The sequence below is a fragment of the Bifidobacterium vespertilionis genome, assembly GCF_008698145.1.
In the GTDB taxonomy this organism is placed as follows: domain Bacteria; phylum Actinomycetota; class Actinomycetes; order Actinomycetales; family Bifidobacteriaceae; genus Bifidobacterium; species Bifidobacterium vespertilionis.
The window spans coordinates 42,178-64,724 of the sequence record NZ_RZNZ01000010.1; the positions used below are offsets into that span (position 1 = coordinate 42,178).

17 protein-coding genes are annotated in these 22,547 nt (G+C 66.1%); 2 read left to right on the top strand and 15 right to left on the bottom strand.

What is annotated here, in order from left to right:
• Positions 1–21: 21 nt before the first annotated feature.
• The 6 genes from pepN to EMO90_RS07940 form a co-directional block, all read right to left on the bottom strand.
• On the bottom strand, positions 22–2,628 hold the full coding sequence (gene pepN / locus EMO90_RS07915; RefSeq protein WP_150353969.1) for an aminopeptidase N: 2,607 nt from the start codon (positions 2,626–2,628) through the stop codon (positions 22–24).
• 204 nt (positions 2,629–2,832) lie between these two features.
• Complete coding sequence (locus EMO90_RS07920) at positions 2,833–4,617, bottom strand: ribonuclease J (protein WP_150353968.1); 1,785 nt, start codon at positions 4,615–4,617, stop codon at positions 2,833–2,835.
• Positions 4,618–4,674: 57 nt separating this feature from the next.
• Complete coding sequence (gene dapA, locus EMO90_RS07925; protein WP_150353967.1) at positions 4,675–5,580, bottom strand: 4-hydroxy-tetrahydrodipicolinate synthase; 906 nt, start codon at positions 5,578–5,580, stop codon at positions 4,675–4,677.
• Positions 5,581–5,619: 39 nt separating this feature from the next.
• Positions 5,620–6,309, bottom strand: coding sequence for an SAF domain-containing protein (locus EMO90_RS07930; RefSeq protein WP_150353966.1), 690 nt, complete (start codon positions 6,307–6,309; stop codon positions 5,620–5,622).
• A gap of 171 nt (positions 6,310–6,480) precedes the next feature.
• Positions 6,481–6,678, bottom strand: a complete 198-nt coding sequence (locus EMO90_RS07935) for an FmdB family zinc ribbon protein (RefSeq protein WP_150353965.1) — start codon at positions 6,676–6,678, stop codon at positions 6,481–6,483.
• Between the two features lie 43 nt (positions 6,679–6,721).
• Entirely contained in the window at positions 6,722–7,465 is a 744-nt protein-coding gene (locus EMO90_RS07940) for a 5-formyltetrahydrofolate cyclo-ligase (protein ID WP_223849739.1), read from the bottom strand.
• Positions 7,466–7,765: 300 nt separating this feature from the next.
• Here EMO90_RS07940 and dapB point away from each other — a divergent pair, with 300 nt between their 5' ends.
• The gene (gene dapB / locus EMO90_RS07945; protein WP_150353964.1) at positions 7,766–8,518 is read left to right on the top strand and encodes a 4-hydroxy-tetrahydrodipicolinate reductase; all 753 of its coding nucleotides are present in this window, start codon (positions 7,766–7,768) and stop codon (positions 8,516–8,518) included.
• 302 nt (positions 8,519–8,820) lie between these two features.
• Here dapB and EMO90_RS07950 read toward each other — a convergent pair whose 3' ends face one another.
• From EMO90_RS07950 to EMO90_RS07990, 8 genes are all read right to left on the bottom strand, one after another.
• Complete coding sequence (locus EMO90_RS07950; RefSeq protein ID WP_190972000.1) at positions 8,821–9,003, bottom strand: hypothetical protein; 183 nt, start codon at positions 9,001–9,003, stop codon at positions 8,821–8,823.
• Between the two features lie 146 nt (positions 9,004–9,149).
• Positions 9,150–12,824, bottom strand: a complete 3,675-nt coding sequence (locus EMO90_RS07955) for a helicase (protein ID WP_395953100.1) — start codon at positions 12,822–12,824, stop codon at positions 9,150–9,152.
• A gap of 115 nt (positions 12,825–12,939) precedes the next feature.
• Positions 12,940–14,097 carry an FHA domain-containing protein gene (locus EMO90_RS07960; protein WP_317908999.1) on the bottom strand — a complete coding sequence of 386 codons (1,158 nt, stop codon included), beginning with the start codon at positions 14,095–14,097 and terminating at the stop codon, positions 12,940–12,942.
• Positions 14,098–14,203: 106 nt separating this feature from the next.
• Positions 14,204–15,571 (bottom strand): MATE family efflux transporter, encoded by a 1,368-nt coding sequence (locus tag EMO90_RS07965; RefSeq protein ID WP_395953102.1) that lies wholly within the window; start codon positions 15,569–15,571, stop codon positions 14,204–14,206.
• Positions 15,572–15,805: 234 nt separating this feature from the next.
• The gene (gene rplL / locus EMO90_RS07970) at positions 15,806–16,189 is read right to left on the bottom strand and encodes a 50S ribosomal protein L7/L12 (protein WP_150353962.1); all 384 of its coding nucleotides are present in this window, start codon (positions 16,187–16,189) and stop codon (positions 15,806–15,808) included.
• A 102-nt stretch (positions 16,190–16,291) separates the two neighbouring features.
• Complete coding sequence (gene rplJ, locus EMO90_RS07975) at positions 16,292–16,813, bottom strand: 50S ribosomal protein L10 (RefSeq protein WP_150353961.1); 522 nt, start codon at positions 16,811–16,813, stop codon at positions 16,292–16,294.
• A gap of 316 nt (positions 16,814–17,129) precedes the next feature.
• A complete protein-coding gene (locus tag EMO90_RS07985; RefSeq protein ID WP_190971994.1) occupies positions 17,130–20,051 on the bottom strand; it encodes a glycoside hydrolase family 30 protein in 2,922 nt (973 codons plus the stop codon).
• An 83-nt stretch (positions 20,052–20,134) separates the two neighbouring features.
• On the bottom strand, positions 20,135–20,464 hold the full coding sequence (locus EMO90_RS07990) for a hypothetical protein (RefSeq protein ID WP_150353959.1): 330 nt from the start codon (positions 20,462–20,464) through the stop codon (positions 20,135–20,137).
• Between the two features lie 46 nt (positions 20,465–20,510).
• Between EMO90_RS07990 and EMO90_RS07995 the strand changes: the two genes are divergently transcribed.
• Entirely contained in the window at positions 20,511–21,428 is a 918-nt protein-coding gene (locus tag EMO90_RS07995) for a hypothetical protein (protein ID WP_150353958.1), read from the top strand.
• Between the two features lie 183 nt (positions 21,429–21,611).
• Here EMO90_RS07995 and EMO90_RS08000 read toward each other — a convergent pair whose 3' ends face one another.
• Complete coding sequence (locus tag EMO90_RS08000; protein WP_150353957.1) at positions 21,612–22,499, bottom strand: hypothetical protein; 888 nt, start codon at positions 22,497–22,499, stop codon at positions 21,612–21,614.
• Positions 22,500–22,547 lie beyond the last annotated feature (48 nt).

Sequence of the window (22,547 nt, forward strand, 5' to 3'; positions counted from 1 at the left end):
CTGAGAGGGGCTCAGTGAGGCTTACTTCTCGTTGTACTTGCGCACCTTGAGCGTGCGGTGCGAGCTGGCCACGTTCTCGATGATGATGCGGCGCAGCGCGCGGTCGGCGTCCTGATGCTCCTCGAGCCACTGGTCGCCCAGTCGGGTCAGGGTCTCCGGGTCGGCGTAGATCGGGTACAGACCGTTGAGCAGGGCCTCGGCCATGTGGTACGTGCGGTTCTTCCAGATCCAGTCGACGGTCTCGAAGTACTTGGCGGCGTACGGCTCGGCCAGATCGGGGCGCGGGGTGGCAGCGAAGCCGCGGGCGATCGCCTCGAGCTGCATATTGGTCAGCTCCTCATTGTGCAGCGCCTCGTCCCATGCCCAGGCCTTGGCCTCGGCGGTGGCGATGGCCGCGCGGGCGCCCAGCGCGAACTCGCGGTTCTCGGTAGTCTCCTTCTTGGCCAGCTCCGCGTTGATGCCATCCACGTCGATGTTGTTCGTGTTGGCGAGCGCGGAGATGATGGTCCAGCGGAAGTTGTTGTCGATCTCGAGGCCCTTGAAGCGCACGAAGTCGTCCAACAGGCCCTCGGCGTGGTGGGCGAAGGTCTCGTCCTCCTCGGTGCCGTAGCCCAGGTACGCGGTGACCAGCTGGAACTGCTGATCGGAGCCGGGTTCGGCCTCAGCGGCCAGGGTCCACAGGCCGGCGGCCACGCTGGAGAGCGTCACGTCGCGGCGGGCGGGGGCCACGTAGTGGTGGGCGGTCGTGCTGATCTGCGCCAGCGCGTAGCGGAACGTGGTGGACTCGGTCTCGGTGCCGAGGGCCTTGAGGCTCAGGGCCACGAAGCGGGAGGCCTCGAACTCGCCGTCGCGGGTCATGTCCCACAGGCTCAGCCAGATCACGGAGCGGGCCAGGGCGTCGTCGAAGCGGTAGAGGTTCTTCACCGCGTAGTCGAGCGAGGCCACATCCAGACGGATCTTGGTGTAGGTCAGATCGTCGTCGTTGATCAGGATCACGGCGGGGCGCTTCCTGCCGGCGGCCTCGGTCACGATCGTGGTCTCGCCGTCCACGTCGAGCTCGATGCGATCGGTGCGCACGATCTTGCCGGTGGCCGGATCCTCGTCGTAGAAGCCGATGGCCAGACGGTGGGCGCGCAGCACCGGGTGGTCCTGGGGCGCGGTCTGGGTGAGCTTGAGCTCGGTGATCACGCCGTCGGCGTCGGTCGTCACGTCCGCGGCGATGGTGTTGATGCCGGACTCCTCGAGCCACTGGGCGCTCCAGGCCTTGAGATCGCGGCCGGAGGACAGCTCCAGCTCGTGCAGCAGATCGGCCAGCGTGGCGTTGGAGTAGGCGTGCTTGTTGAGGTAGTGGTTGATGCCCTCGAAGAACTTGTCGCGGCCCACGTAGGCGACGAGCTGCTTAAGGACGGAGGCGCCCTTGGCGTAGGTGATGCCGTCGAAGTTCACTTCCGTGTCGTGCAGGTCGTTGATCGGGGCGACGATCGGGTGCGTGGTGGGCAGCTGGTCCTGGCGCAGCGCCCAGCTCTTCTCGCCGGAGGAGAAGGTGGCCCAGGCGTCGTGCCACTCGGTGGCCTCGGCGGTGGCGAGCGTGGAGGTGAACTCGGCGAAGGACTCGTTGAGCCACAGATCGTTCCACCACTTCATGGTCACCAGATCGCCGAACCACATGTGGGCGAGCTCGTGCAGGACGGTCACCACGCGGCGCTCGGCCAGCGCGTCGGTCACCTTGGACTGGAACACGTACTGGTCGCGGATGGTGACCATGCCGATGTTCTCCATGGCGCCGGCGTTGTACTCGGGCACGTAGATCTGATCGAACTTGGCGTACGGGTAGGGCACGCCCCAGGTCTTGGCGTAGAAGGCGAAGCCCTTCTTGGTGATATCGAACAGGTAGTCGACGTCCTTGGCGAAGGCCTCGGCGAGCGACTGGCGGCAGTACTGGGCCATGGGCACCGTGCGGCCGTCCTCGTTGGCGTATTCGGTGTGCCATTCGGCGTACGGGCCGGCGCAGATGGCGGTCAGGTAGGAGCTCATCTTCGGCGTGGTCTCGAAGACCCAGCGCTTGGTGGTCTCGGCCTCGTGGTCGCCCAGCGTGCCCTCGGCGGTCACGGCGTCCAGCTCGGTCACGGAGGCGACCGGCATGTTGGAGGTGACCAGCCAGGACTTGGCGGCGGTCACTGTGAAGTCGAAGGTGGCCTTGAGGTCGGGCTGGTCGAACACGGCGTACACGCGGCGGGCGTCCGGGACTTCGAACTGGGAGTACAGGTACACGTTGCCGTCGGAGGGGTCGACGCTGCGGTGCAGGCCCTCGCCGGTGTTGGAATAGCGGCACAGGGCCTTGACGGTGACCTCGTTGGTCTCGGCCAGGCCGGCCAGCTCGATGCGGTTGTCCGCGAAGACGGCGGACGGGTCGAGGGCCTTGCCGTTGAGGGTGACCTCGCTCACCTCGTCGGCGATGAGGTCGAGGAAGGTGGTGGCGCCCGGCTTGGCGCCGAAGGTGATGGTGGCGACGGACCCGAAGTCCTTCGCGCCCACGGTCAGGTCCAGATCGACGGCGTAGTGGATGGGACCGGCGACGACGCCCGCGCGCTCCTCGGCTTCGACGCGGGTGAGGTTTGCTCCTGGCATGTGTGCTCCTTTTGGGTTTGTTGTTCTCTGATTGAAGTGTTCTCGGTTGGCTGCGGGCCCTTGCGCAGTTGGCGGGCCCTTACGAAGTTGACGGGCCCTTGCGAAATCGGCAAGTTCCTACGAACGAATCGGGAGAGATGCGAGGCTTTCCCCGCATCTCTCCCGAAACCGCTGCCGCCCTGGCGATCGGACGGCCTGGACGGCCTACTGCTCCACGGCGCCGCCATCGTCCGCGGCGGCGATGTCCGCCACCACCGGCACGATCATCGGCTTGCGGCGCAGCTTGCGCGCCACCCAGCTGCCCAGCGTGCGGCGCATGACCTGCTGCAGCTTGTGGACGTCCTTGGTGCCGTGGATCATCGCGTCCTCCAGCACGGAGACGATCTGCTTGCGCACCTGCTCGAACTCGCTGGCGTCCTCGGCCACGGCGTTGAGGAAGATCTTCGGGCCGCTGACCACCTCGCTGCTGTCCGTATCGACCACCACGAAGCTGGAGACGAAGCCCTCGGTGCCGAGGATGCGGCGCTTCTCCAGCTCCTCCTCGGTGAGCTCACCCACGGAATCGCCATCCACGTACACGTAGCCGCACGGCACGGAGCCGACCACGGCGGCGCGGCCGTGGTAGAGGTCCACCACATCGCCGTCCTGCGCGAGCACCACGTTCTGCGGGTCCACGCCGGTCTTCACGGCGATCAGGCCGTTGGCCACCAGATGGCGGTTCTCGCCGTGGATGGGCATGGCGCACTTGGGCTTGACGATGTTGTACATGTACAGCAGCTCGCCCTCGTTGCAGTGTCCGGAGACGTGCACGGCGGCGTTGTCGCGGTTGACCACGCGGGCGCCCAGCTGCACAAGCTTGTTGATGACCTTGTACACCTCGTGCTCGTTGCCCGGGATCAGGGAGCTGGCCAGGATGACCGTGTCGAACTCGTTGACCGAGATGTCCGGGTGGACGCCGTCGGCGATGCGGCCGAGCGCGGCCATCGGCTCGCCCTGGGAGCCGGTGCACATGTAGACGAGCTTGTCGTCCTGGATGTCGCGCGCCTGCTTGAGGTCCATCACGGTGCCCTCGGGGATGTGCAGGTAGCCCAGATCGGCGGCGATGCCCATGTTGCGGACCATCGAACGGCCCACGAACACCACCTTGCGGCCGTACTTGTGGGCGGTGTCCACCACCTGCTGGACGCGGTGGACGTGCGAGGAGAAGCTCGCGACGATGATCTTGCGGGTAGCCTCGGCGAAGGCGTGGTCGAGGGCCGGGCCGATGGAGGTCTCCGGCTTGACGAAGCCCGGAATCTCGGCGTTGGTGGAATCCATCATGAGCAGGTCGATGCCCTGTTCGCCGAGCTTGCCGAACTCCACCAGATCGGTGATCTTGTGGTCGAGCGGCAGCTGGTCGAGCTTGATGTCGCCGGTGTCGATGATCGAACCGGCCGGGGTCTTCACGCGCACGGCCAAGGCGTCCGGGATGGAGTGGGTGACGGTCACGAACTCAAGGTCGAATGGACCCACCTTCAGGCGATCGCGGCCCTGGACCTCCACCTTGGTGGGGTTCTGGCGGTGCTCCTTGCACTTGGCGTCCACGAAGCCGAGCGTGAGCTTGGAGCCGATCAGCGGGATGTCCTCGCGCAGCTTGAGCAGGTAGGGCACGCCACCGATGTGGTCCTCGTGACCGTGGGTGAGGACCAGCGCCTCGACCTTGTCCAGACGGTTCTTGATGTAGCTGAAATCGGGCAGGATGAGATCGACGCCCGGCTGCTCCTCCTCGGGGAAGAGCACGCCGCAGTCGATGAGCAGCAGGTGGCCGTTGTACTCGATCACGTTCATGTTGCGACCGATTTCGCCAAGGCCACCGAGCGGCACGATGCGCATCGAGCCCTTGCGGTACTTCGGGGGTGCGATCAGATGCGTGTCCTGCTGCGGGGAAGTGGCGGGTTTCGAGGTCCTCCTGGACCGTCCATTGCTTCTTCTGGTGTTGTTTCTAACCATTCTTGTGTTCTGGATTTTCCTTATCTTTGCCTCCGCCTCACGCGGGGGCGACGTCTTTCAGAGCAGTCCGGCGGCGCGCATGCCTTCCTCCGCCTTGTCCAGCTGCGTGGCGTTGGGACCGACGTTCGGCAGACGCATCGCGGTGCTGGAAAGGGTGCCCTTGATCCTGCACGCGGCCTTGGCCATGACGGCCTGGTAGCCGTCCCCGTTCAGGGCGTGCACCAGCGGGGCGAGCTGGTTGGCGAGCCGACGGGCGGTGGCGATGTCGCCGCGATCAAAGGCCTCGACCAGCTGGCGCATGGGGTTGGAGGCCACATGGGCGATGACGGAGATGATGCCCACCGCGCCGATGGACAGGAAGGGCAGGAACAACCCGTCGTCGCCGGAATACCAGGCGAGGCCGGTGCGCTGCTGCTTCTCCACGGCCGCGGCCAGATCGCCGGTGGCATCCTTGACGGCCTTGACATGCTCAAGTTCGGCGAGACGATCGTACGTCTCCACGCTCACCTTCAGCCCGGTGCGGCCCGGCACATCGTACACGATGATCGGCTTTTCGGCCACCTCGTCCACCGCGCGGTAATGGCCCACGACGCCGTCCTGGCTGGGGCGGGAGTAATACGGCATGACGACGAGCACGGCGTCCGCGCCCGCCTCCTGGGTCTGCTCGACCATGCGGACGGTGTGTGCGGTGTCGTTGGAACCCGCGCCGGAGATCACCGGCACGTCCACGACCTCCTTGACCGCGCGCACCAGCTCCACCTTCTCATCCATGTGGGTGGTGGGCGATTCGCCCGTGGTGCCGTTGACCACCAGACCGTCCGCGCCGTCCGCCACGAGGGACTTCGCCAAGTGCTGGGCGGCCTCGTAATCCACCGAGCCATCGGACTTCATGGGGGTCACCATAGCGGGCAGGATGCGGCCGAAGGGGGCAGGGTCAAGAAGATGCATTTCACCGTCACTCATAGTGTTCACCGTACTTCGCGGGCGGGACGCATTGTCGCGCTAATGCTCCCCGTCAGATTGTTCCCCGTCCGGCGCATGCAGCACCGCGAGCAGCGGGCCGGCCTCCTGCTGCGCGAGCACGGCCAGCGCCTCTTGGGGCTTGAGCGCAAAGGTGACGGTGAGCGGTTCCGTGGCCATGTCCGTCATGCCGCCCAGACCGCCCTTCGGCGCGGACCCTGCGGACCCGATGGGCGCGCTGATCGTCAGGGCGTTGGTGGCCAAGGTGCAGGATTGCGCGGGCTGATCGCCGCAGCCCACCGAGGACACCAGATCCACGGCGTCGCCGGCTATGAGACGGTCCGGCACGCTCGCCAGCCGCACTTCGATCGTGGTACTGCCGTCGGGCGCCACCGGGGCCTTGGCGATCATGCCCCTGAACAGGGGCTGCCCGCGGGCGATGGGGATCTGCGCGATGGAGCCGCCCACCTCCCCGGCATCGCGATAGGCGCCGGAGCCAAGCCCGGAGACCGGGATCTCCACGACGGACACCATCGCGGCGCCCACGGTTTCGCCACGGGCGATATCCGCGGATGCCACCACCACGGTTTCGGTGCGCACCAGCGCGGACAGGCTCTGCAGGGCGGCGAACACGGCCAGTGCCGCGCACAGGGCCGCCCCCAGCCTGCGTACCCGCATGCTCAGACGGCGGCGGGCCAGCGTGCTTTGCTTTGTTTTGCGTGTTGCGTTCATACCCGCATCTTGAATGCGGGCGATCCGCGGGTCAATTCCGCAAGGGCCTGTGGTCGAATGTGGATCAGGCCTTGTGCCGCCTGGGATTTGAGGGGTTCGCGAGCGGATTCCGGCGCGTCGGAAACGGGTTCCGGCGCGTCGGGGTCACGCAGGCGTCACTTGGCTACCTGGTCACTTGGAGGAGGAGTGCGAGGCGCCGTCCGTGCGGTAGAAGCCGTGGCCCTTGAATTCGATCGGCACGGCGGAGTAAACCTTGCGCACCTGCTCCTGGCCGCACTTGGGGCAGACGGTGATCGGATCGTCCGTGAACGACTGGACCTGGGTGAAATCGTACGCGCAGTTCTTGCAGCGGTAGTGATAGGTAGGCAACGTTCCCTCCCGATTGATGAAGATTCCTCGTGCTGTCAACCGTTCACATACTAGTCGCACCGGCGACACGCCCGATCATCGTTATGCCATCGGGCGTAAGCGCGGCATCCACGGGCACATCGTGCGCCTCGCGGGGCAGCGGATCATGCGTCACCTCCCACGGCCAGCATACGGCGATCACGGGCGCGGCAGGGCTGGCATGGGCGAGCGCGCGATCGTACCATCCGCCGCCGCGTCCCAGTCTGGTGCCGTCGTCCACGTTCACGGCGAGCGCCGGCAGAATGATCAGATCGGCCTGACTCAGCGCCTCGGGGCCCAGCGTGCGCTCCCCCATGGGCTCCGACGGCCGTCCGGCTCCCGGCGAGGCCAGGGCGGCGACCGACCGCAGCTCGCTCCAACCGACATCCAGCCCGGCGCCAAGCCGCGGCACGATCACACGCGATCCGGATGCCAGCAGGGCACCCAGCAACGGGCGCAGATCGATCTCCGTGCCCGTCGAGACGTAGGCGGCCACCGTGCGATCGGGGCCGACGGGCAGTCCGGATTCACCGAGCGACCGCGTCTCGCCGACTGGCCCAGCCCCGCCGATCAGCCCGGCCTTGCGCGCGACCGCCACCAGTCGCTCCCCCGCCTCGAGCCGCTCCCCCGCATCGGTTTCGCGACGGCGGCGCAGCATGGCCCGGCGCAAAGTGGGCTTGTCCGCAGCGGCGCCCGGCGTCGATATCAAGGTCGCGCCCCTCGCCGCGTTCCCCGCCTCGTCCGGCGTCATCCGATTGGTCTGGTCCATGGGATTCACATTACGCCGACCGGGCGGATCGGCCCGCCCGCGCCGGGCGCCCATGCCGACCGGCACGGCCCGGCCACCCGCGCCGGGTGTCGACCACGGAAGGGGCATATTTCCGCCGGCCCCGTTGCCATTCCGCCATTCTTGAAATAATGTCCCCGTTCCGTGGTCGGCCCGTGGCTGCCTTGCCCCGGCCGGCGTCCCCATCGCGCATAATGAAACGGTCGGGAAACGATTGCCGGCCCGCCCCGGACGCGACCGGTCTGGCGGGCGGACGCGGCACGAGCCAAGCAAGGAGTGGATATGGTACGGGTTTCCGTGATCGGCGCCAAGGGGCGCATGGGATCGCACGTGGTGGACGCCGTGAAGGGCGCGGACGATATGGAGCTGGCGCTGACGCTGGATGCCGGCGATGATCTGACCGCCGTGTCCCCCGCCAACACCGATGTGGCGGTGGAGTTCACCGTGCCGTCGGTTTCATTGGACAACGTGCTGGCGCTGATCGGTCAGGGCGTGGATGTGGTGGTGGGCACCACCGGCTGGACCGAGGAGAAGCTCGCGAAGGTGCGCGAGGCCCTGTCCGCCGCACCGCACGATGATCAGGCCGTGTTCATCGCCCCGAACTTCGCGATCAGCGCCGTGCTGGCCGATCATTTCGCCACGGTGGCCGCCCGATACTTCGAGTCGGCGGAGGTGATCGAGCTGCATCACCCCACCAAGGTGGATGCCCCCTCGGGTACCGCGTTCCACACCGCGCAGGGCATCGCCGTCGCGCGCAGGGCCGCCGGCCTGGGACCGGTGCCCGATGCCACCGAAACCGACGGCGGTTCGCGCGGACAGGTGGTCGACGGCATTCACGTCCACGCGGTCCGGCTGCGCGGACTCAACGCGCACGAGGAGATCCTGTTCGGCAACGCCGGCGAACAGCTAACCATCCGCGCGGACAGCTTCGATCGCACCAGCTTCATGCCGGGCGTGCTGCTGGCCGTGCGCAAGCTGGCCGAAGGCGGCCATGCGGGGCTCACGATCGGACTGGACCGGTTCCTGGACCTGTAGGGAGGCGAGCTCACGACGGGTTCGCCAGATTCAGCAGACATGCCCGGCTGATGACACAAACTGGGCAGATCGCGAGGTATGGGGGCAGGACGCGAAGGTTAAGGATCCTTCGACTCCGCTACGCTTCGCTCAGGATGACTGAACAGTTCCCTGCCGTCATCCTGAGCGAAGTCGAAGGATCCTTGGCCATTACGCACAAAGTTAAGGATCCTTCGACTCCGCTCAGGATGACGGGGAAGCCATCCGCTCACTCAGAATGAGAACGCCGCCAAGTCCGCGAAGACCGTCGCGCTGGGGTGCTCTCAGCGCTTGTCGTTGAACACCGCCCAATGCGGCGGCAGCTCCCCCAGAATGCGCTGATCGTCGTCAGCATCGCGCTGGGCCCGGGTCCGCTCGTCGGCGGGCTCGAGCTTCACGCCATCGGCGTCGAACCATTCGGTCCCCTTGCGCACCACGCGCCTGTGCTGTCGCTTGGTGCGGGGCAGCGGCGCCGGCGCGGGGTTCACCGTGTTCCGAGCCGGCGCGGAGTCCGTCGCGTTCGCGGCGCCCCCGGAAACGGAGGCCCCGGAACCAGCAGCCCCGGAAACAACAGTCTTGGAACCGGTTGAAAACCCGGAATCAACACGCTCGCTCATCGCAGATCCCCATACATGCCGGCGAGGTGGGCCACAATGCGGTCAACCTCCTTGTCCGGATTGACGAACACGCCCACGGACCACACGGTCATGACCGACCAGCCAAGCATCTGGAGGTTCTCCATCATCATGCGGTGCCGCTCGCGCGTGGACTGCACGCTCATGAAGTTCGCATCGTCGGTAAGCACGGCCAGCGCGAACGGCTTGCCGTTGACGCCCACGACCAGCGGGATGCGTCCGGCCGCGTCGGAGGCGAAACCGTAGTCCACGGCCACGTCCAGGCCGCGGGCGCGGATGCGGTCGGCCAGATCGGCGAGCAGCACGTTGCGGCCGTCCGGATCGTGGCCTTCGGGGCGCAGGGGCTCGGGCTCGAGCTGCTCGGCCCAGATCAGCATCTCGCGCAGCAGCTTCGGGCCGGGCTGGTGGAGGCGGTCCTCCTCCAGATCCACGGATCGGAACGCGGAGACAATGTCCAGATTGTGCCCGGCCAAGGCCAACGCGTCGAGCAGCATGCCGGCGCCGCCGTCTCCCTCGAGATCGCCGAACTGCTGGAGCAGACGGCCGTGTGAGGTCTTGGCGAAGCCGAGCGTGATGATCACGTCGGCCGACTGCGCGCCGGCCACCTCATCGAGTCCGATGATGCGCACATGCCGCAGGAACTTGCCGAAATCGGCGTCCTTGGAGGCGCAGTTCTTGAGCTCGGCGCCCAATCGCATGCGATGCGTGGTGGACAGCGTGACGATCGTGAGCGTGTACGTGGCGGGCACAATCGTGAACCCGGCGGCCCTGCGGCGCAGGATGTCCACCACGGCGTCGATCTCCGGCTGGCTCGACTCCACGAGCCCGGAGGTCAGCACCGGCACGCCCGATCCGTCCACGCCCGTGTAGGTGACGGTTCCGCGCGCGGCCTCGGTGGCGATCGACTGGCCCACATCGCCGTAGCCATGCTCCTCGAGGAATGCGGCGATGCGCGGGGCGCGGCGGCTCGACCGCCCCCTGATCTCCACCCGGGGCAGCAGCGAAGTGAGCAGACGGATGCTGTCGCTGGTGATCGTGGAGCCATGGGCCAGCACCACCACCTGGCGCACGCGGCGCAGCACGGACAGCAGCTCGATGGGTGCGATGTGCGCGGCCGCGTCGATGATCGCCACGTCGGCGAGTTCCTCCGGATCGGTCATGGCGGCCAGCGTGGCGGGCGTGGCCACGAGGATCGGCTTGGCGAGGCGCATGATCGTGGGATACGTGCGCATGAGCCGGTTGAGCGGCACGCGGCCTTCGGAGGCGAGCATCGTGTGCAGCTGGTTGGCCTCCTGCGTGTTGGCGAACAGCACCTCGGACAGGCGGCGCATCGACTCCTGCCCCACCATCGCGCCGATCGAGCGCACGTGCTCGGTGTCCACCTGGTTGAAGCGGTCGGCCGCATTGGACAGCGCGGAGCCGTCCTGGTTGGAGATGATGGCCGAGGAATGCACGATGTCGTCGAACACGGTGGTCCACCAGCTCAGGCGCAGCTCGTTGGCCACGGCCGGCTCGGGCACCTGCCGGTTCTTGAGATCGGTGACCAGATCCGTCAGTCCCGCGGCATTGAAGTCGCGTTCCAGTGAGGCGCGTTCGGGCAGCGTGTCCAGCGCGGTGTGATCGTCGAACAGGGACTTGAGGCGCTTCTCCACCTCGATCAGCGGGGTGGTGTCCAGATTGCCGCCGGCCGGCGTGGTGGCCAGCACGGTGTTCAGCGCGGTCAGATCGCGGTTCAGGGCCTCCTGCGATTCGATGATCTGGTCCAGCTTGGGCGGCAGCACCGGCCATCCGCCGGCCGGCACGAACACGCGCCACTGCTGGGACTGCTTGAGGACCACGATCAGCGCCTCGTGCAGGTCGTCCACCTGGGCGCCCACGCGCAGCAGGCTGCGGGCCTCCTTGATGTGGCGGCGGCGCTCCCAGAAGCCCATGGACGAGCCGGAGGACTTGCGGTCGGCCTTGGACTTGGTGGCCTCGATCATGGCGGGGATGTCCCGCTCGAAGATGCCGGGCTGGAACACGTCGAGCACGCGACGCAGGTTCTTGAGCACGATCACCTGGCGTCCCCACTCCTGCGCGGTGGTGGGAACCGGGAAGCCGCAGGTTTGCGCGGTGGAGGCCACATGCTCGCGCGTGGCGGGCAGGATCTTCTCCAGCAGGCGCACCACGCGCTGGTAGGCGTCCACGGCGTCCTTTTCGGTGAACAGGGAGGCGCCGAACCACGGGGTGTCGTCTGGGGTGATGGTGAATTCTCCCAGCTGGGAGGCGCGCTCGAGCTTGCGCCCCCACTCGTCCAGGGAATCGGCGATCCCGTGCGCGGAGGCCGGCGCAAGGCGCACGCGGGTGGCGGGATGCGTGGACAACGTGGCGATGCGCGCCAGGTTCTGGATCGTCTCGTAGGCGGAGAAGCCCCAGCGCTCATTGGCCCCGTGCAGATCGCCCAGATAGCGGGTCAGGCGCGATCGCACACCCACCAGCTCGTCCGCAAGCTGCTCGAAATGGCTGGTGGCGGTGCCGGGCTGGAAGCCCACCGCACCGATCAGCTGCCGGTCGATGGCCTTGTTGGAGTCCTTGTCGGTCACGTCCAGGACGAGCGCGCCCATCTCGTTGGTGCGGATCTCCTGCATGAAGCGGCGCTTGGATTCCATCACGCAGGGCACGTACAGCACGTTGCGGCCCTCCATAATGCACCGGGAGGCGATGGCGGCCGACTGCGCGGCGGTGTCCCGGTTGGCCGGCTCGTCCAGGAACAGCGAATGGCCGTCGGCGGCGAGCGCGGCCGCGTAGCGCACGGTGTTGTCCACGTCGCCGATCTCGTACTCGCCGTGCGGGTCGCCGTCAAACGGGCTGAATTCGGGGATGTCGTCCTTCAGGGCATCGCGGGCGCGCCCATCGCCGGCGATCGCGTCGAGCAGCGTGTTGCCGGTGGGTCCTTCGGCCAGCTGGTCGATGATGTTGAGGCTTTCGCCGATCAGCAGCGAGGACGGCTCCACGAAGCAGCCGAGCACGATGGTGCGCTCGATGTTGAAGTCGTCGATGATCTGGAACGTCTTCGCGGTGATCGCGTTGAACAGCGCGGAGGTCTCCGGGGTGCCGCCCTCGTAGTGCGAGACGTCGAACAGTTCGGCGGCGTTGAGCGTGATGCCCTTGGCGCGCATGGCGGAGACGAACACCGAGTTGAGCTCCACCTTGCCGGTGAAGCGGATGGAGGTCTTGAACGGCGAGGTGTCCGACTTGACCACCTCGACCGGGTAGAGCAGGACCGGCATGGCGGCGCCCTTCCAAGTGGCGACGCCCACCACCAGGGAAAGCTCGGAGCATCCGCTGACGCGCTCCTTGACGGCCTTGTCGTCCAGCACACGCTCAAGCCGGCGGCCGGCGGCGCGCAGCATGCCGTTATCGCGGAACAGCGAGTCCAGATGGACCTGCCCGGAGGCGAACAGCTGGGCGATGCCGGAGGGGTGCGCATGGGTGAGATCGAGCTGCGCGGCCAGCTGGGAGATGTCCTCCAGAGGCGTGGTGCCGGAAGCGAGCTGGTAGGCCCTGCGCCATTCGCGGATGCGGTCCAGCGGGGAGAGATCGGCCTTGCGGCCCTGCGCGGACTGGCCGGCGGCGGGACCCTGAGCCTCTGCCCCGCGGGCAACGGGGGACATCACGGCGGACAGCGGCACGTGTTGCACGGGCGTTCCGGGCACGGGAGCCGTTCCGGGCACTGCGGGCGCTGCCGGCACCGTGGGACGGGCGGCGGTGTTCTCTTCGGTCATATTCTCACTTCCCCATGGCCGCGCGATAGTCGCGGTAGCCTTCGTTGTTCTCGAGCGCGGCGTCGATGTCCTTGTCTCCCAGAGTGAACAGCCACGCATACAGATCGTCGTAGAGCGACGGATTCATGGCCAGGAACGGCCAGAGCTGCGGATAGCGGGCCATGTCGAACTGGATCGCATAATCCTGCGTGCTCTTGGCCTGCTCCGATGTATGTCCTCCGGCCTCGATGACCGGCTGCTTGGCGTCGAAATCGCCGCGGGAGACGCGTTCGAACACCGATCCGGGCTCGAAGGCCGGCTTGTACGGGCTGGCGCCGGGCTGCGACTGGGCAATCGGCTGACCGGCGAACTGATCGGCGGGCTGGTCCGCCGGCTGATCGGCCGGCTGCGATTCAGCCGCGGGCTGGTACGGTCGGAATGCCGCATGATCGGCCGGCTGAGCGAACGGCGACGATTGCGCGGCCGGCACGGACTGCCCTGCATCCTGCACGACACCGGGCTGTGCGACCGCCTGATTCCCCGCACCCGTACCGCTTATCGCATCGGCGAACAGATCGCGCGGCTGGACCGCCTGCGCCGCCTCGTCCTGCGGCTCCTGCACCGTCTGCTCCTGCTGCAGCGCGCCCACGCGATTGCGCACGCTCTGGGCGTTGAAGGCGCTGGTCGGCTCGCCCGCGCGCAGGTCGAGGATGTCATCCACGGACATGTCCGCGGCATCGGGCTCCTGCACGCCGGGGGCCGCATAGGAGAACAGGTCGGGCACGGCCTCGGCGGGCGGCTCATCGGTCTCGTCCGGCGCATCCACGCGCAGAAAGTCCACCGGTACATCGCCGAACTGGAAGCGCACGATGGGCGCCGGCAGCGGGAAGTCGATGCCGGCCGGAATGCGCATCAGCTCGCCGTCGTCGCGCACCACATAGGTGCCGTTGGTGCTGTTGAGATCGCGCAGCACGCCATCGCCCTGTTCGGTCACGGCGAAGGTGGCATGCCTCTTGGACATCGACTTGGTCTGATCGGGCACGTCCAGACGCCGCTTGCCGTCATCGAGCAGCGGGCGCAGCGGCTTGCGCCCGATCTCCAGGTTCTCCCCCGGCTCGAGACGCACGTCCTCGACGCCGCTGACCTTCACGATCCACTGCTGGGCCGGTCGCTGTTCGTCCACTGTGGTCGACCTCCTTGAAATCGGCATGATTTTGCCACTATCTGCCATTGTGTCATGAATGGCGGCGTTTTGGATGCACTTGGGGCCGATTGTCCCACAATCGTCATCAATCCGCCTTATCCACCTTCGCCAGACCGCGCAGGATGCCCACCTGGAACGGGATCGTCACCAGCAGCGAAAGCACGTCGCACACCGACTGGGACATCTCCAGACCGGTGAGCCCCACCGTGCGGGAGAGCAGCAGGACCGTGGGCGCGAGGAACAGTCCCTGGCGGCACAGGGCCAGGAACGAGGCGACCACGGTCTTGCCCATGGTCTGCTGGCACATGTTCGACATCATGTTGAACCCGTTGAGCGCCAGCGTGACGCACTGGATGCGCAGGGCCATCACGCCCACGGCGACCACGGCCGGGTCGGAGCGGAACAGCTCGATCAGGTCCGGCGCGAACCACGCCATGCACACGGCCAGCACGGCCAGCACCACGGTGGACAGCCGCACCACGAACCAATAGCCCTCGCGCACGCGCCCCCACTTGCCGGCGCCGTAGTTGTAACCGCACACGGGCTGGAAGCCCTGTCCCAGACCGATGATCACCGAGTTGGCGAACATCGTGATGCGCATGACGATCGCCATGGCCGCGATCGCCGCATCGCCGAACGGGTTGGCGGCGAGGTTGACGCAGGTCACGGAGATGGAGTTGGCACCCTGGCGGATGAGCGAGGGCAGGCCGCCGCCCATGATCTCGCGCACCAGCAGCGCATCCGGTCGGCATTGGCGCAGATCCAGCCTGAGCACGCCGAACCGGGCGCTCATGACCGTCAGGATGATGAAGCTCAGCGTCTGGCAGATGGCCGTGGCGAGCCCCGCGCCGAAGATGCCCATGTTGAGCGCGAAGATGAACAGCGGGGCCAAGCCGAAGTTGAGCAGAGCGCCGGAGACCAGGCCGATCATGCCGAACGCCGATTGCCCCTGGTAGCGCAGCAGCCCGTTGAGCGCGAACGATCCGCACACGCAGGGCGCGGCCAGCAGGATGGGCGTCAGATACCCCACGGCGAAGGGCGCAATGGTGTCCGTGGAGCCGAGCATGTAGACGAGCGGGTGCAGCACGGCCAGCAGTGTGAGCCCCACGATGGCGCCCAGTCCCACCGCGCCCGTGAAGCCGATGGCGAGCAGCCGGGATGCGCGGTCGTTGTTGCGCTTGCCCAGCTCGCGGCTCATGGAGTTGCCGGCGCCGTTGCCGAAGAAAAATCCGATGGCTTGGAAGATGGTCATGACGGAGAACGCGATGCCGGTCGCCCCCGACTGCGCGGTGCCCAGCTGGCCGATGAAATACGTGTCCGTGAGGTTGTAGGCCATGGTGACGAGGTTGGAGATCACCGCGGGCAGGCACAGCCTGAGGATCAGGGGGCGAACAGGGCTGCCGGTCATCTGTCGGTACTTTTCGCTGGCGCTCGCGCCTTTCATCATTGCCATCTTCACGCGGGATATCCTATCGCCGGGCAGGACGAGACGCGGCGCGGGACACACGTGCGTGCGTTGGTAACGTGCGTTGGCAACATGCGTTGGTAGCGTGCGTTGGCGGCAGCAGGCGCCGAAAACGCGGAAACCCCGCGACGGAGCGAATCCGTGCGGGGTTTCCGGTGCACAAGCACCGTGCGCAAGCACTGCAAGCCTTGCGGTAATGAGCGGGATTCCCTCCCGCGTGCATTACTTGAGCTCGACGGTGGCGCCAGCCTCTTCCAGCTGAGCCTTGGCCTTCTCGGCGTCTTCCTTCTTGGCCTTCTCGAGGATGGCCTTCGGAGCGCCGTCAACCAGAGCCTTGGCTTCAGCCAGGCCGGCGTTGGTGATGGCCTTGACGGCCTTGATGACCTGGATCTTCTTGTCGCCGACAGCGGTCAGGACGACGTCGAACTCGGTCTTCTCCTCTTCCTCAGCAGCAGCGCCGGCAGCCGGGGCGGCGGCGACGGCGGCGACCGGGGCGGCGGCCTCGACGTCGAACTTCTCCTCGAAGGCCTTGACGAACTCGGAGAGCTCGACGAGGGTCATTTCACCGAAAGCTTCCAGCAGCTCTTCGTTGGTGTACTTAGCCATGATGGCTTCCTTTCATTCTGGCGACCGCCCAAAGGTGCGCGGCGCGGCCGTCTCAATGTTTTCTGTTGTTTTCCGAATGTCATGCGGCAAGCCGCACGGGGATCAAGCAGCCTTTTCCTGCTTCTCGCGCAGGGCGTCGATCGTACGCACGGCCTTGGTGGGCAGAGCGACGAACAGGTACGCGGCCTTGGCCGTCGTAGCCTTGAGGTCGCCGGCGAACTTGGAGAGCAGCTGCGGGCGGGACATGAGATCCGCCAGCTTCTGGGCGCCCTCGGCGTCGTAGACGGTGCCATCGGCATAGCCGCCCGTGATCACGAGAGCCTTGTTGGTCTTGGCAAAGTCACGCAGCGTCTTCGCGGCCTCAATGAAGTCGCCCTTCACGAAGGTGATGGCGGTCGGGCCCTTGAGCAGGTCGTCAAGACCCTCAATGCCCGCTTCCTTGGCGGCGATGCGCGCCAGCGTGTTCTTAGCCACAGTGTAGGAAGTATCGCGGCCTAGCTTTTCGCGCAGTTCGGAAACCTGCGGAACGGTAAGCCCGCGGTACTCGGTCAGGTAGACGGCATCAGCGTTACGGAACTGCTCCGTAAGCTGAGCGACCACCACTTCCTTTTCGGGCCTCTTCATGGCGTTCCTTCCTAAATCGGCCGTCGGTTTAGGATCGGAACGTTTCGCGGGCGCCGGAATCCGGCTCTCCAGGGCAATAAAAAAGCCCTGCGCGCAGGCAGAGCAACATTCAACCGCAAGCGAACTTGCGCACCCTTGCGGGCGTATATTTCTCAACCTGCGATGGCGTGGCGAACCAACCTTCGGAAAACCTTGCGGTTTTCGACCAACGGTCTGTGGTTTACAAGTCGTATAGCATACACGCCCGGGTGCATTATGCATAACCCGGGCGTGTCGCAGTGATTTCCAACGATCTCAGGCCAATCCGCAGCCGATTTCAGGCGTGCAGCACGCCGATCGCGTCGATCAGGAACGGATCATCCGTGGCCGTGGTCAGCGTGATCTCATGGCGTCCGGGGTTGAGGCCGTGGACCGAGCATGCGCAGCGCAGCGCGCCGTTGGTGGGCACGGTGGCGATCAGGCCATCATCATCGGCCGTCCCGCCCCAGGGCTCGCCGTCCACCGTGGCCTTCAGGCGCGCCAAGCCACTGGACCTGCCGAACACGTCGACGCCCACGCCGTCGAACGTGAGGGACACCGACGCACCCGCCCCAAGGGACGTGGTGGTGGTGCGGTTGTAGTCGTACATGCCCTTGCCGGTCTCGTGGATCCACGGGCCCGCGTACGTCAGCCTCGGAGTGGACGTGTCGTCCCAGGAGACGGTGTGCAGGTCGTCGATGAGCTCGTCGTAGTACGGCGGGAACCCGGGCACGCGCTCCACCACGAGGTTGCTGAATCGCACATGGTTGAAGCTGGTGCCCAGATTGATGCGGCCGGCGGTCTGCGGGGCCTCGTCGCGCCAGGTGGCGATGTCCACGCCGTTGACCGCGAAGGTGACGGTGTCCCCCGCCACCTCCAGGCTCACGGTGTTCCACACATTGGCGCCCGGCTCGAAGGCGCGGGCGTTGGCGGCCTTGGCGCGCTTGCGCAGATCCTCCAGATGGCCGCGGCGCTTCTCGTCGCCGAACCGGCGCAGCAGGTAGACGCCGTCGGCCCGCAGCTTCACGTCGTAGGCGCAGATGTCCGTGGTGAACTTGTTGCCGGCCATCTCGCGGGCGCCCAGCAGCACATAGGGAGCGCGACCCTCGTACGGCTCGAAGCACACGTCCACGCTCACGCGGTAGTTGGTCCAGCGCATGTCGCCGATCGCCGTGCGCGGGTCGCCCTCGATCCAGGCGTTGCCAGCGTGCACCCAATCGATCTGCTGGCGCAGCGCGCGGCCGCGTTCCCAATCCGGCACCACTTCGAAGGCGCCATTGGTGTCCGTGGTGTAGCGCGGGGTCGCGCCCGCATCGCCGCCGCGGGAGGCGAGGTACGGCTCGTCCACGGCCGCATCGCCCTTGAACACCGTCACGTCGGGGACGTTCTCGTAGCGGAAGTCGTCGGCATACAGCACGCCGCGATCCGGGTCCTCGTCCAGGATCGCGCGGGTGTGCTCGCCGGTGCGGGGCAGCCGGGGCACATCGGCGTCGTCCAGCCGGAGCGTGGTGGCGGTGATCATGGACCACGGCTCCACGGTCAGATCGTATTCCACAACCTCGCGGCCCTCGTGCCCCTCGCTGCCGTCGAACGTCACCTGAGCCTCGAATACCGATTCCATCGTGGCCTGCGCGGCCGGGGCTTCCTGTGCGATCGGAGAACTCTGCGTAACCGGGGAATCCGGCGGATCGGCAACCGCTTCGGCCGCCATCACACGCTCCGTGCGCACCGAATAGCCGGCCGGTTGCAGCCTGTCCGCGCGCCTGAGCCAGTTGGCGTCGTACGGCTGGCCGGGCTCGGCGGCCTTGGTGACCCACACCGTCAGCGGCTTGCCGGCGGCGGCGAGTGCGGCGTCCACGGCGAACCGGTAGTGCTTCACGTAGGCGGAATCGTTGACGATGACGATCGAGGCATCGGAACCGTCCGGAGCCGCGAGCGTCAGATAGCTCGGCTCGCCGTGACGCGCCCCGTTGACCGGATTGTTGCCGCCCACCTCGCACCCGGACGCCGCCGGGATGGCTCTCCAGATGGGCCGTTCGCCGCCGCGATCGTCCACGCCCATCCAGCCGAGGTTCGCGAACTTGGCGAAGTGCTCCAGCACCGAGCAACCGGCGTCGTAGTAGATCCATCCGCTCCACGGGTCGCGCGCGGAAATGAGCTCCTTGTACGAATACTCCATGTTCTCGTAGAAGCTGCCGATCGCCGGCTGGTACAGTGCGCAGGTGCGGCGGGACTCCACGAAGCCCTTGATGAGCGTGTTGCCCATTTCGAGCGGACCGTTCTGGCCGCCGATGCCGGTGCCGTTGTAATGCCTGGCCTCGCCCGTGCCGTCGTCGTTGGTGTTGTTCGGGCGATCGGCGGAGCAGGAGAACGTGGCCTGGGCCTCGGAGTTCCAAACCTCCTTGTCGAACTCGTCCGCGAGGCGCTTGAAGTTGCCGTGCGGATCGTCCTCCACGGAATAGTGGTAGGAGGCCACGTCGATGTCCTTCATGTACTCGGCGTTGGCCACCAGATCGTCGCCGAAGGTGCCGGTGACCTCCTCGTCGGAGGTGATGGCCTTGATGCGGTGGAACAGCTCACGCTCCCGCTCGCTGAAGAAGCCGGCGTTCGGATCGTCCGGCCCGTTGCCTTCGAAGCCGGTGTCATCGGTGCGCACGCGGCGGGCGAACTCGCTCACCCAGTCCAGATCGGCCGTGCGCTCGTTGACGTCCGGGTTCACGGAATCGACCATGAAACCGTATTCGCGGTAGGCGGCCAGAATCGTGTTCTTGTACCAGCGGTAGACGTCGTCGTTGGTCTTCACCCAGGTGGGGGCGTGCCAGCGCAGGATGCTCACGTGCAGGCGCGGGTTGAAGCGGCGGGCGTCGGCGGCGAGCTGGAAGCCCGGTTCGCGCGTCACGGCCGGATACTCGTCGCGGTCGCGCATGGTGGCCACGTTGGGGCCGGAGGAATTGTTGCGATCGTTGCCCATCTCCACCTTGACGGTGTTCATCATGGGCCGCTCACCGCCGAACAGGGTCCTCACCAGCGTCCAGTACACGTCCGGGTGTTCGGCCTTGTAGTCCATGAGCAGGCTGGACGTGGCGTTGCCGGACAGGACGCCGAAGCCCTTGTAGGTCAGGCCGTTGCGGTTGCGCGCGGCGGCCCGGACGTCCTCCGCCGTCAGATCGACGCTCACGGTCTGCTGGGTGTGCTGGGAATCATGATCGTAATCGGCCATCGCGGGTGAGACCTCCAACCTCGTCGTTCGCTGCTCCGAAACGCATGTTCGCCGAATGTTAGCGAAAACATGCCCTGCGATGATCATACACGATCATTCATGATCATTTCCAGCCGGCGGGCGGCGTGTTGAGCGGGCGGGCCGGCGGGCAGCTGGATCGCATCCAAACCACGGAATGGCCATATTCCCCAATCAATCCCCACCATTCCGCCATTCTTCAAATAATCAAGGGCTTCCGTGGTCAGAAAACCGAAACCATCGACCACGGAATGGCCATATTTTCCAGCCAACCCCGGTGTTTTCAACGATCGCCCAAGAAATACGACCCTTCCGTGGTCGGGGCCCATGATCGGCCCACCCAGCACGGCAGCCCCACTCCGACCGATCCCAATGGACTGATAGGCTCGAATCATCGGATCGCCATGAGGGAGGCGCATCCGCAAAGAGGGTGATATAACGATGTTCGAGATTCGCCACGAACCGTCACCTCGCCAGATCATGCGCCACCAGGCTTGGCGGCTCCAGCAATCCGCACTCGCGCAATGCCGCGAAGCCAACCGCGCAATCGGGAACGAGGCCAACCCGACATACGGCCTCTCGACGGGCCTCAATCTTCTTGGCCGTCCCACGCCGGAGTCATTCACCCTGCCGGACGATCGCCCATATGCGATCTTCCCATCCCCGGCGGAATCGCGGAAGATGAACGGCATCGTCGCCAATCGATCATGGAAACCCCTCGGGCTCGACACCTCAACGGTCACGATCGACGCCGTTCGCTGCGAATCGGCGCCCGCCGTCTTCGCGCACATGTCCCACCATTGCTCGCTCGAGGATCTCGTTGCGATCGGTGACTCGTTTATGTGCCGCGATCGTATGTTGCGCCGATGCACATATGAACAGCTGGAGATCTTCCTCAACCGATGCGGACGATTCGTGGGCCGCCCCGAAGCCATACGGGCGTTGCGCCTGGTCCGCGCCAACACCGATTCGCCCGCGGAAACCCGATTGCGCCTTCTCGCCATGCGCTTCGGACTGCCCTGCCCCCAGACGGATATCATCATCGCCAAGGAACCCCGGGAAATCAGATTGGATTTGGGGTGGGCGAAATACCGCGTGGGCCTTGAATATCAGGGATCGCATCACCGGGACCAATTCGACGACGACCTGTACCGAGCCAATCTGATCATCGTGCAGGGCTGGAAGGTGCTTCAGGTCACCAACGAGATGATCCGATTTTTCCAATCGGCGCATGAGCTGTTCGAGTATGTGGCATATCTGCTGCGCAAGGCTGGGATGGATGTCGGCCATGTGCCGCAACAGCCGATGACGGTCAGGGAGATTTCCCGCAAACCGGCGGGGCGTCCGCATAAAGGTTGAGAGACGGATTTCCCCGGGACCCTTCCCCCGGACCTTATCCGGTCCATTCCCTTCGAACCACGGAAGGGGCATATTTTCATCCAGCGCATTGGAATCAGGCCGATCCCAGAAAAATGCGGCCCTTCCGTGGTCGGCGCGGTCCCGGACCAACACCGGTCCGACACCGAGCGGACACCAACCCGACTACTGCATGATGTCCGCCCCGCCGCGCCAGAAGGACGACTTGGGACGGCGGGACTTGGCGTCGGCGCCCACGGAGTACATGTCGCGGATGCGTTTGTCGCCGCTTTCGACGGCCATCTGCGCGAAGAGGATCTGCGCCTGCCAGCGGGCGGCCGAGTACTCGATGTAGAAGATCAGGCCGGTGCCGAGCAGCAGGACCAGGATGGGGTTCCACATCACGCCCCACACGAAGCCGACCATGACCAGCAGCGCGATGATCAGCGCCAGCCATCGGCGCACGGACAGGAGGATCGCGCTCTTCATGACGTTCAGCCACTTGGCCTTGGGGTATTCGACGATGATCACGAGCCCCACAAAGTACGCCTGGAGGAAGATCGCCATGACCACCACGAGCACCGGCATGAGGATGGCACCCCACGTGAACTGCTGGGTGATCTGCAGGTCGTAGCCGAACGCGAAGATCACCAGGCAGCAGCTGAAGCCGACCGCGAGGGCCCGCAGGAACAGCTGCTTGTAGGCGCGGAAGAACGGGCGGAAGATGGCGGTCACGCGGTCCGACGGCACATAGGGCTTCGCGATCCAGTCCGGCGGGAAGTTCGGGTCCTTGAGGTTGTCGTCGTAGAGCTTGATGCGCAGTTCGGCGTCGCGCGAGTTGAAGGTGGGCTGATCGCGGAAGATCGCGAACATGGCCGCGAAGCTGGGCGCGCTCAGCGCCAGGGCCAGCGCGTAGGTGGGATAGAACGTGAGCGGCACGCGCAGCACGAACAGCACGGTGAGCGGCAGCGCGCACAGCAGGGTGAGCCAGCCGACCATGAGCATCAGGTAGATGCTGTTCGCCACGGTGGTGAAGGTCTTGTTGAACGTTTGCTTGCTGAATGATGACGCCATTGTGCCTACCTTACGCGGCCGTCAGGAAGCCGGCTGGGATCCGACGCG

Bases quoted from the DNA above. Each gene is read 5' to 3' on its own strand.
- EMO90_RS07930 (WP_150353966.1), bottom strand. From the start codon at position 6,309: ATGAACGCAACACGCAAAACAAAGCAAAGCACGCTGGCCCGCCGCCGT.
- EMO90_RS07920 (WP_150353968.1), bottom strand. From the start codon at position 4,617: ATGGTTAGAAACAACACCAGAAGAAGCAATGGACGGTCCAGGAGGACC.
- EMO90_RS07990 (WP_150353959.1), bottom strand. From the start codon at position 20,464: ATGATTCGAGCCTATCAGTCCATTGGGATCGGTCGGAGTGGGGCTGCC.
- EMO90_RS08000 (WP_150353957.1), bottom strand. From the start codon at position 22,499: ATGGCGTCATCATTCAGCAAGCAAACGTTCAACAAGACCTTCACCACC.
- rplJ (WP_150353961.1), bottom strand. From the start codon at position 16,813: ATGAAGAGGCCCGAAAAGGAAGTGGTGGTCGCTCAGCTTACGGAGCAG.
- EMO90_RS07995 (WP_150353958.1), top strand. From the start codon at position 20,511: ATGTTCGAGATTCGCCACGAACCGTCACCTCGCCAGATCATGCGCCAC.
- EMO90_RS07955 (WP_395953100.1), bottom strand. From the start codon at position 12,824: ATGTCCCCCGTTGCCCGCGGGGCAGAGGCTCAGGGTCCCGCCGCCGGC.
- rplL (WP_150353962.1), bottom strand. From the start codon at position 16,189: ATGGCTAAGTACACCAACGAAGAGCTGCTGGAAGCTTTCGGTGAAATG.
- dapB (WP_150353964.1), top strand. From the start codon at position 7,766: ATGGTACGGGTTTCCGTGATCGGCGCCAAGGGGCGCATGGGATCGCAC.
- dapA (WP_150353967.1), bottom strand. From the start codon at position 5,580: ATGAGTGACGGTGAAATGCATCTTCTTGACCCTGCCCCCTTCGGCCGC.
- EMO90_RS07940 (WP_223849739.1), bottom strand. From the start codon at position 7,465: ATGGACCAGACCAATCGGATGACGCCGGACGAGGCGGGGAACGCGGCG.
- EMO90_RS07985 (WP_190971994.1), bottom strand. From the start codon at position 20,051: ATGGCCGATTACGATCATGATTCCCAGCACACCCAGCAGACCGTGAGC.
- pepN (WP_150353969.1), bottom strand. From the start codon at position 2,628: ATGCCAGGAGCAAACCTCACCCGCGTCGAAGCCGAGGAGCGCGCGGGC.
- EMO90_RS07965 (WP_395953102.1), bottom strand. From the start codon at position 15,571: ATGGCAATGATGAAAGGCGCGAGCGCCAGCGAAAAGTACCGACAGATG.